A 2,181-nucleotide genomic window follows, 5' to 3' on the forward strand; every position below is an offset into this window, starting at 1 on the left:
CTCGTGCCCGGCGCACCGATGCGGCGACAATATCCATACCGAAGCGCCGAAACTCGTTCTGCAGCCCGGCGAACCGTTGTTGGGTGGCGCCCAGCTGAGCGACAGCCACCATGATTCCTATGTTTTGCTTGAAGATGTGCCAGTACCCGGCGACCACCGAAGTGAAAAAATCACTTTCTGCCGGGGATTCGGGCAACCGTATGGACCGGCGCGCGGGTGCCAAGACGTCGCGGAGGAAGGACTCGGCCAGAGCTGCCAAGAGGTCTTCTTTGTCCGCAAAATAGCGGTAGAACACAGCCGGAGACTTACCAGCTGCCGATGTGATATCAGACAGCGTTGTACCATGAAAGCCGCGCTCAGCAAACAACTTTCGTGCGGCCTGCTCGATAGCTTGGCGAGTCTGACGACCTTTGGCGCTCAGGCTTTCGGTAGGCATCAGTTCCGTTTCCGATCGCCCGCGCGCAGCAGGGCGCCTGGGAGGTCATGGCCGACTGCCGATCTGGCAACGTTCGCGGCAGCGATGGCCGCATTCAGGTCGAGGTCGACCTCGATGCCGCTGTCGGTGAGCAGGTAGACGAGATCTTCGGTGGCGATATTGCCGGTGGCGCCTGGCGCGAACGGGCAGCCACCCAGGCCACCAACTGAGGAGTCCAGCCGGGTGATGCCTGCGCCGACCGCCGCGTAGGCGTTGGCCAGACCGGCGCCGCGAGTGTTGTGGAAATGCGCGCCTAAGATGGTGGTTCCGGTCACTTGACGTAGCGCAGCGATCAGCGAGGCAACTCGGCCAGGCGTCGTGGTGCCGATGGTGTCGGCGATCGAGATCCGGTCGACACCGTGCTCGCAGGCGGTCACGGCGATGTCAAGCACCCGCTGCGGGGGAGTGGGCCCATCGAACGGACAGTCCCAGGCAGTGGCAATGATCACTTCGATGGTGGCACCGGCGTCGTGCGCGATCGTGGCGATCTCGCCGATCTGTTCGGTGGCTTCGGTGCTGGTCCGCCCGACGTTGGCGCGGCTGAAGGCATCCGAGGCCGCCACGACGTATTCGATGGCCGGCAATCGGGCTGCCATGGCGCGCTTGGCGCCGTTGGGACTGGCCACCAAGGCGGAGAACTCTATGTCGGGAAAACGGTGCAGCTGGGCGGCCAACTCCGCAGCATCGGCCATCGACGGCACCTTCGAGGGCGACACGAATGCACACGCCTCCACCTCGCGTACACCGGTGGCGGCTATCGCCTCCAGAAGTTGCAGCTTGGCGGACAACGGGATTGGCGTCTCGATCTGCAGTCCGTCCCGCAATGCGACTTCCCGGATGGTGACATGCTCGGTCATATGGTGCCGCTCCTGATCGCTTCGCTCTGCATCGTCGCCGGCGCGGTCATAGCACCCCCTCGGCGCGCAGTTGGTCGAGTTCTTCAGTGGTCTTGCCGAGCAGGACCGAGTACACGTCGTCATTGTGTTGTCCCGGTGATGCCGGGCCGGCGTTGCGGATGCTGCCGGGCGATTCGGAGAACACCGGCACAATCCCGGGCCCTAAAACGGTACGCCCGACGCGTTCGTCATAGTGCTCGGCGATCATTCCGCGGGACCGCAGCTGGGGGTCCTCAACCACGTCGGCGACGGTGTTGATCGGACCGGCAATCACTCCCGCCGCAGAAAGCGTTTCGATGATCTCTTCTGGCTGACGCAGCCCGGCCCAGTCGCCGATGATCTTGTCGAGTTCGTCTTGGTTGCGCCCGCGCGCGCCGTGCGTGGCGAACCGGTCGTCGGTGGCCAGGTCCGGGCGCCCCATCGCCTGACACAGGCGAGCGAAGACGGTGTCCTGGTTGGCAGCGATGACCACCCACGTGCCGTCGGCGCTGCGGTAGATGTTGGAGGGCGCGATGCCGTCCAGCCGGGTGCCCGACGGCCCGCGCACTACCCCGCCGACGTCGTAGTCCGGGATGGTGGATTCCTGTATGGCTAAACAGGATTCGGTCAACGCAACGTCGACAACCTGCCCGCGGCCAGTGATGCTACGGCGGTACAGCGCCGCCAGTGCTCCCTGGGCGGCGAACATCCCCGCCAAGCTGTCGCCCAGTGACAACGCGAGCCGCGGCGGCGGCCCGCCGGGAAATCCGTTGAGATACCGCAGCCCGCTCGCTGCCTCAGCGACGGATGCGTAGCCGGCCTTATGGGCCT

General features: G+C 65.0%; 3 protein-coding genes. All 3 read right to left on the reverse strand.

Going from position 1 to position 2,181, the window contains the following annotated elements; translation table 11 throughout:
• On the reverse strand, positions 1-436 hold a 436-nt coding region (locus VFA16_RS17820), incomplete at its 3' end, for a TetR/AcrR family transcriptional regulator (protein ID WP_324969092.1).
• Positions 436-1,332 (reverse strand): hydroxymethylglutaryl-CoA lyase, encoded by an 897-nt coding sequence (locus VFA16_RS17825; RefSeq protein WP_324969093.1) that lies wholly within the window; start codon positions 1,330-1,332, stop codon positions 436-438. The genes VFA16_RS17820 and VFA16_RS17825, both read right to left, overlap by 1 nt.
• A gap of 46 nt (positions 1,333-1,378) precedes the next feature.
• Positions 1,379-2,181 (reverse strand): CaiB/BaiF CoA transferase family protein (locus tag VFA16_RS17830; RefSeq protein WP_324969094.1); only part of this gene is annotated, 803 nt, incomplete at its 5' end.

This window comes from Mycobacterium sp. (assembly GCF_035653355.1).
Taxonomy (GTDB): Bacteria; Actinomycetota; Actinomycetes; order Mycobacteriales; family Mycobacteriaceae; genus Mycobacterium.

Excerpts from the sequence above, each read along its gene's own strand:
- VFA16_RS17825 (WP_324969093.1), bottom strand. The coding sequence starts at position 1,332 with ATGACCGAGCATGTCACCATCCGGGAAGTCGCATTGCGGGACGGACTG.